At 67.0% G+C, this 6,839-nt stretch carries 7 protein-coding genes; 3 read left to right on the top strand and 4 right to left on the bottom strand.

Annotated features, from left to right (window positions below):
- On the top strand, nucleotides 1–478 hold a 478-nt coding region (locus B2W70_RS14120), incomplete at its 5' end, for a DUF3455 domain-containing protein (protein WP_286746624.1).
- A gap of 128 nt (nucleotides 479–606) precedes the next feature.
- Here B2W70_RS14120 and B2W70_RS14115 read toward each other — a convergent pair.
- The 4 genes from B2W70_RS14115 to B2W70_RS14100 all read right to left on the bottom strand — a co-directional run bounded on the left by B2W70_RS14115 (nucleotide 607) and on the right by B2W70_RS14100 (nucleotide 4,528).
- Nucleotides 607–825, bottom strand: a complete 219-nt coding sequence (locus tag B2W70_RS14115) for a zinc-finger domain-containing protein (RefSeq protein ID WP_058086644.1) — start codon at nucleotides 823–825, stop codon at nucleotides 607–609.
- 40 nt (nucleotides 826–865) lie between these two features.
- On the bottom strand, nucleotides 866–1,792 hold the full coding sequence (locus B2W70_RS14110) for a branched-chain amino acid transaminase (protein WP_286746622.1): 927 nt from the start codon (nucleotides 1,790–1,792) through the stop codon (nucleotides 866–868).
- A gap of 124 nt (nucleotides 1,793–1,916) precedes the next feature.
- Nucleotides 1,917–3,116 (bottom strand): acetate/propionate family kinase, encoded by a 1,200-nt coding sequence (locus tag B2W70_RS14105; RefSeq protein ID WP_286746620.1) that lies wholly within the window; start codon nucleotides 3,114–3,116, stop codon nucleotides 1,917–1,919.
- On the bottom strand, nucleotides 3,113–4,528 hold the full coding sequence (locus B2W70_RS14100) for a bifunctional enoyl-CoA hydratase/phosphate acetyltransferase (RefSeq protein WP_286746618.1): 1,416 nt from the start codon (nucleotides 4,526–4,528) through the stop codon (nucleotides 3,113–3,115). Before B2W70_RS14100 ends, B2W70_RS14105 begins: the two co-directional genes overlap by 4 nt.
- Nucleotides 4,529–4,757: 229 nt before the next feature.
- Here B2W70_RS14100 and B2W70_RS14095 point away from each other — a divergent pair, with 229 nt between their 5' ends.
- On the top strand, nucleotides 4,758–5,399 hold the full coding sequence (locus B2W70_RS14095; RefSeq protein WP_286746616.1) for a TetR/AcrR family transcriptional regulator: 642 nt from the start codon (nucleotides 4,758–4,760) through the stop codon (nucleotides 5,397–5,399).
- Nucleotides 5,400–5,476: 77 nt separating this feature from the next.
- Nucleotides 5,477–6,571 (top strand): alkene reductase, encoded by a 1,095-nt coding sequence (locus B2W70_RS14090; RefSeq protein WP_286746614.1) that lies wholly within the window; start codon nucleotides 5,477–5,479, stop codon nucleotides 6,569–6,571.
- The last annotated feature ends 268 nt before the right edge of the window (nucleotides 6,572–6,839 follow it).

Raw genomic sequence — 6,839 nt, 5'->3', positions numbered from 1 at the left:
GCCCGCCGAGCCCCGCGTGGACAACGCCACCTTGCCCGACGCCGTGCGCGTGCCCGCAGGCCAGGCCCAGTCCCTCTACACGACGGGGACCGGCGAGATCACCTACGAATGCCGCGAGAAGAAGGCAGGCGGCGGCCACGAATGGGCTTTTGTCGCCCCCGTGGCCACGCTGACGAACGCCAAGGGCCAGGTCGTGGGCAAGTACCACGCAGGCCCCACCTGGGAGGCCAACGACGGCTCCAAGGTCACGGGCAAACAACTGGCCGTGAGCCCCGCCCCCGCCGGCAACATCCCGCTGCAGCTGGTGCAGGCCAACCCGGCCACGGGCGAAGGCGCCATGAAGGGCGTGAGCTTCATCCAGCGACTCAAGACGGTCGGCGGTGTGGCCCCTGCCCTGCCTTGCGGCGCCGAGCAGCTCGGCCAGAAGCAGGTCGTGCCCTACCGCGCCGACTACGCCTTCTACAAGCCCGCCATGTGATGCCACCGCCCGCTGTGACAGGCGGCGGGCGGACATGAAAAAAGCCCGGCCAAGAGCCGGGCTTCCTTGTTTCGATCCGGCCCTGTCGGGCGCCGATGGGCCGGGTGCGAACCTGGGCCGTGCTGCCTTCAGTGGCCGTGGTGCACGTGCTCGCCGTCCTTGAGCTTGTAGACCGTGCCGCAATACGGGCAACGGCCTTCGCCTTCGGAGACCACGTCGATGAAGACCTTGGGGTGGTGACTCCACACCGGCATCTTCGGGTTCGGGCAGAAGACGACGCCTGGGCCTTGCAGGTCAGCGGCGCCGACTTCGATCACGCTCTTGGGCGCTTGGGTGCTGGTGCTCATGATGTTGCTTTCGTGGGGGTCAGCAGATCAAGGTGCCGCTTCAGCGCACCGGCGTCAGCCACTCGGCGTACTTGGCGTTGCGGCCGTTGACGATGTCGAAGAAGGCCGACTGGATCTTCTCGGTGATCGGGCCACGCGAGCCGATGCCGATCTCGATGCGGTCGAGTTCGCGGATGGGCGTGACTTCAGCAGCGGTGCCGGTGAAGAAGGCCTCGTCGGCGATGTAGATCTCGTCGCGGGTGATGCGCTTTTGCACGATCTCCAGGCCCAGGTCCTTGGCAATCGCGAAGATGGTGTTGCGCGTGATGCCGTTGAGCGCACCGGCCGACAGGTCGGGGGTGTAGATCACGCCGGACTTGATCACGAAGATGTTCTCGCCCGCGCCTTCGGACACGAAGCCGGCGCTGTCGAGCAGCAGGGCTTCGTCGTAGCCGTCGTCCGTGGCTTCCATGTTGGCCAGGATCGAGTTGGTGTAGTTGCTCACCGCCTTGGCCTGCGTCATCGTGATGTTGACGTGGTGGCGGGTGTAGCTGGAGGTCTTGACGCGGATGCCGCGCTTCATGCCCTCTTCGCCCAGGTAAGCGCCCCAGGTCCAGGCGGCGACCATCAGGTGCACCTTGGCGCCCTTGGGGCTGACACCCAGCTTCTCCGAGCCCAGCCACACCAGCGGACGGATGTAGCCGCTCTCGAGGTTGTTGGCCTTGACCACGTCGATTTGTGCCTGCTCGATCTGCTCGATCGTGAAGGGCATCGGCATGCGCAGGATCTTGGCGCTGTTGAACAGGCGCTCCGTGTGCTCGCGCAGGCGGAAGATGGCCGGGCCGTTGACGGTGTTGTAGGCGCGAACGCCCTCGAAGGCGCCGCAGCCATAGTGCAGCGTGTGGGTCAGCACGTGGACCTTGGCGTCGCGCCATTCCACCAGCTTGCCGTCCATCCAGATCTTGCCGTCGCGGTCGTCCATCGACATGGGGAGTCCTTTCCGGTGCCGCCCTCAAACGGCAGCACGTTGAAACCTGTGTAGAACCCGAGATTGTAGACCTCTGGCGAGCCCGGCGACCGCGCCCGCCGCCCGGGCGCCCCTCGGTGGCCGCCTAGCTGCCCAGCACGAGCCGCCGCGTGTGCCGGGCGATCATCCGCTCCTCGTCGGTCGGCACGACCCAGGCCGACACGGCACTGCCTGCGGTGCTGATGCCCCAGTGCTGCCCGTCCTGCAGGAAGGGCGCGTCGCGGTTGGCGGGCTCATCCAGCATCAGGCCCAGCCAGGCCGCCTGCCGGCACACCGCCTCGCGGATCGGGGCGGCGCGCTCGCCAATGCCGGCCGTGAACACCACCGCGTCCAACCCACCCAGCACGGCCGCCATGGCGCCCAGCTCGCGGGTGATGCGGTGCACGTAAAGATCAACCGCCTCGCGCGCCTCGGCGCGTTCGCTGGCCAGCAGCGTGCGCATGTCGGGCGACTCGCCCGACACCCCCAACAAACCCGACTCACTGTAGAGCAAGCGCTCGATGGCGCGCGCGTCCATGCCGCGCTCGTCCATCAACCACAGCAACACGCCAGCGTCCAGGCTGCCGCAACGCGTGCCCATCATCAAACCATCGAGCGCGGTGAAGCCCATGCTGCTGGCCACGCTGCGCCCGCCTTGCATGGCGCACATGCTCGCGCCATTGCCCAGGTGCAAGACCACGGTGCGGCCCTTCGCCGCGCGTGCGTCCACCTCGGGCAAGCGGCTGGCGATGTACTCGTACGACAAGCCATGGAAGCCGTAGCGCCGCACGCCCGCCTCGTGCAGCTCGCGCGGCAAGGCAAAGCGCTGGTGCAAAGGCGGACAGCTGGCATGGAACGCGGTGTCAAAACAACCCACCTGCGGCAGGCCCGGCGCCACACGCTGCAGCGCCCGCACAGGCGACAGGTTGTGAGGCTGGTGCAGCGGGGCCAAAGGCACCAGGGCGTCCAACTCGGCCAACACCGAGTCGTCGAGCTTGACCGGCTCGCTGAACCGGCTGCCCCCGTGAACAATGCGGTGCCCCACGGCGCACAGCGTGTGCCCCTTGAGGAAGGGCTGCAGTGCCTGCAGCAAAAAAGCCAGGGCCTCGTCGTGCGCCAGCGCCTGCCCTGGCGGCCACGCGTGCTGCAACACCTCCACACCGTCGGGCGCATGCGCCTTCAGCCGAGGCTTGCTCTGCAGGCCATCGATCTGCCCATGCAACCAGGGCTCGCTCAGGTCCACCGGGAACAGCGAGAACTTCAGGCTCGACGAGCCTGCGTTGAACACCACGATGGCCTGGCTCATGGCTGACCTGCCTGCGCCGCCAGTTCAGCCTGCCGCCGCTCGGCCTGCTCCTGCTGCGCGCGAGCCAGCAGTTTGAGCACCGCCGCAGACGCCAGCCGGGTGCGCACGCTGTCGGCCCGGCTGGTCAGGATGATGGGCACCCGCGCCCCCAGCACGATGCCCGCGCTGTCCGCCCCAGCCAGGTACTGCAGCTGTTTGGCGACCATGTTGCCCGCCTCGAGGTTGGGCACCATGAGGACGTCGGCCCGTCCTGCCACATCGGAGACGATGTGCTTGGTCTTCGCAGCTTCCACGCTCACAGCGTTGTCGAAAGCCAGTGGCCCATCCACCAAACCACCTGTGATCTGTCCCCGATCCGCCATCTTGCACAACATGGCCGCATCGATGGTGGCCACCATCTCGGGGTTGACCGTCTCGACCGCCGCCAGGATGGCCACCCTGGGTTCGGCCACGCCCAGCACATGCGCCAGGTCGATGGCGTTTTGCACGATGTCGACCTTGTCCCGGATGCTGGGTGCGATGTTGATGGCCGCATCGGTCACGAGCAGCATGCGCGGGTAAGCCGGCACGTCCATCACGAACACGTGGCTGACACGCCGACCGGTTCGCAAGCCCGTGCCCGAGGCCACCACCGCCGCCATGAGCTCGTCGGTGTGCAAGCTGCCTTTCATCAGAGCTTGCACCTCACCCGCTTTGGCCAAGGCCACCGCGGCTTCGGCCGCCGCGTGGCTGTGCTCGGTAGGCACCACGCGGTAAGCAGACAGGTCCCAGCCTCCGGCTTTGGCCACCGCATGGATCTTGGCCTGGGGCCCCACCAGCACCGGCTCGATCAGGCCATGCCGGGCGGCCTCCAGCGCACCACCCAGCGAGGCCGCATCGCAGGGGTGAACCACCGCGCACTTCACAGCTGGCTGGCCTTCGCACTCACGGAACAAGCGTCCGAACACATCATGGCGACGCAGCACCACGTCGGGCGCCTCGCGCCCATCGACCACCTGGCTGGTCAACGGCGCCCTCACCGTGACGGTGCCAGCCAGCAACACATCGTCTCCGCGACGCACCTGGCAATCGAACAGCACCCGGTCGGGCGCCTGCTTTTCCAGCACGGTGACCGAAGCCACCAGCTCGTCGCCCGCACAGGCTCGGCCCGAGTAGCTGAGCTGGTGCGCCATGATGACCGTGCCGGGCCCGGGCAGCTGGCGCTTGAGCATGCCGTGCACCAGCGCTTCGGCGCTGACGCCCTCGCAAGCCGGCCCACAGCGTGCTGCCTCGTCGCCATCGGCAGCGAACGGGTCGGCCTCGCCAGAGACCAGTGCCATCAGCTCAACTTCCTGGCTGGTGACCGTGTGGTGCACAACCAGGCCAGCGCCTGGCTCGATCTGATCGAAGGTGTGGTTGCGGTAGGCGGTCATGGCGCTCCATGTTTTGCTTGCCCCGGAGCGGACGCCGCCCGGGTGTGGCTCAAGCATAGGGCCAGAGTGTGAAAGCAGCTCTAGCAGGCACACGCGATCAAGCGCGAGCACGCGCGCCATTGATCCAGGTTCAATCGGTGCAATGCGCTGGCGCGACAAAAACCACCTGCTTTGCACGGGCATTCAGGGACCCTCGACATTTCAAGACGACTGGTCATATTCTTTGCCCATGCCCCGCACCTCCGACCCCACCGACATCCCCCGGCGCCTGACCGACGCCGGATACCTGCTGTTCAACCGGCACGGCTACAACGCCACCGGCATCCAGCAGATCACCGACCAGGCGGGCGTGCCCAAGGGCTCCTTCTACAACCACTTCGGCAGCAAGGAAGCCTTTGCCGCTCAGATCATCCGGCACTACGCCGACTGGGTGGACCAAGCTTGGGACCAATGCCTGAGCGACGCACCTTCCGACGCACTGGGCACCATCCGCCACACCTTCGCGCGCTTCGTCGAGCACCACGCTCGCACCGAATGCCAAGGCTGTCTGGTGGGCAATTTCGCGGCCGAAGTCGCCGAATCCAGCGCCCCCTGCCGCGAAGTGCTGCAAACCAGCCTCGACGCATGGCGGGTCCGCCTGGCCGACCTCATCGAGCGCGCCCAGGCCGAAGGCAGCATGCGCCGCGACCTGCCCCCCCACACCCTCTCGCTGCTGTTCTGGGACGCGTGGGAAGGTGCACTGCTGCGCATGAAGATCGAGCGCCACACCGGGCCGCTGAGCGACACCGTCGCGCTGCTGCTCGACCACCTGCTGGCACCTTGTGCATCGGCCGCAGTCCGCCATCCCGGCGGAGCGAAACAGCAAACCTGAAGCGACTTCGCACCGCCCCCTTCAACCCATGTGCGTCCACCCGGCGCATCCTTCGCCTCTGTTCACTGGAGCCCCTCATGACCGAGACCGTTCGCGACCTGTTCCAACCCTTCAAGCTGGGCGACATCCAGCTGGCCAACCGCATGGTGATGGCCCCCCTGACCCGCAACCGCGCCGAAGCCGGCAACGTGCCGGGCCCCATGACCATCGAGTACTACGCCCAGCGCGCCAGCCTCGGCCTGATCATCGCGGAGGCCACCCAGGTCTCGGCCCAGGCCCAGGGCTACGTGTCCACACCCGGCGTGCACCCCCCCGAGCAGATCGCTGGCTGGCGCCAAGTCACCGACGAAGTGCACGCCCGGGGCGGCAAGATCTTCGTGCAGCTGTGGCACACCGGCCGCATGTCGCACACCGCCTTCCAGCCCGGCGAAAACGCCCCCGTGGCCCCGTCGTCGATCCGCGCCAACGCCAAGACCTACATCCCTGGCGCCGGCTACGTCGACACCTCGCTGCCCCGCGCACTCGAGACCGGCGAGATCGCCGGCATCGTCGATGACTTCCGCACCGCCGCGCGCCACGCCATCGAGGCCGGCTTTGACGGTGTCGAAATCCACGGCGCCCACGGCTACCTGATCGACGCCTTCCTGCGCGACGGCTCCAACCACCGCACCGACCAGTACGGTGGCTCCATCGAAAATCGCGCCCGTTTCCTGGTCGAGGTCATGACCGCTGTCATCGGCGAAATCGGTGCCGGCAAAGTCGGCATCCGCATCTCGCCTGTCTCACCGGTCAACGATTCGAACGAGTCCAACCCCCAGCCGCTGTTCGAACACGTGGTGCGCGAGCTCCAAAAGCTGCACCCGGTCTACATCCACGTGGTCGAAGGCGCCACCGGTGGCCCGCGCGACAACGCGCCCTTCGATTACGAAGCGCTGCGCAAGCTCTACAGCGGCGTTTGGATGCTCAACAACGGCTACACCAAGGAGATGGCTCAGGAGGCCGTGGCCACGGGTCGCGCCGACCTGATCTCCTTCGGTCGCCTGACGATCAGCAACCCCGACCTGGTGCGTCGCTTCAAGGAAAACGCGCCACTCAACGAGCTGTTCAAGGACGCGCCGCTGTACGGCGGTCAAGGCCCCCACGGCTACACCGACTACCCCGCACTGGCCTGACCCAATGCACGCGCTGGCCCGCGCCGCCGGCATGCCAACACGGGGGGCAGGTTCGCAACGCAACTGCGGCCTGCGCCTCCAGCAAGCCCGCCCCCACACGGTCGGGCTTTTTTTGTGCCCATGGCCGCTTGCGCTCATCTGGGGCAGACAAGGTCGGAGACAACAAAAAAGGCCACCCGTTTCCGAGTGACCTTTGTTTGTGAAAACCGCCTGTTGACGATGATGGCAACAGGCGTTTCCAATGTGGTTGCGGGGGCCGGATTTGAAC

Source organism: Aquabacterium sp. UBA2148, from assembly GCF_002328915.1.
GTDB lineage: Bacteria > Pseudomonadota > Gammaproteobacteria > Burkholderiales > Burkholderiaceae_C > Aquabacterium > Aquabacterium parvum.
Note: the sequence above shows the minus strand (reverse complement) of the source record. Positions and strands in the feature narration are given on the sequence as shown.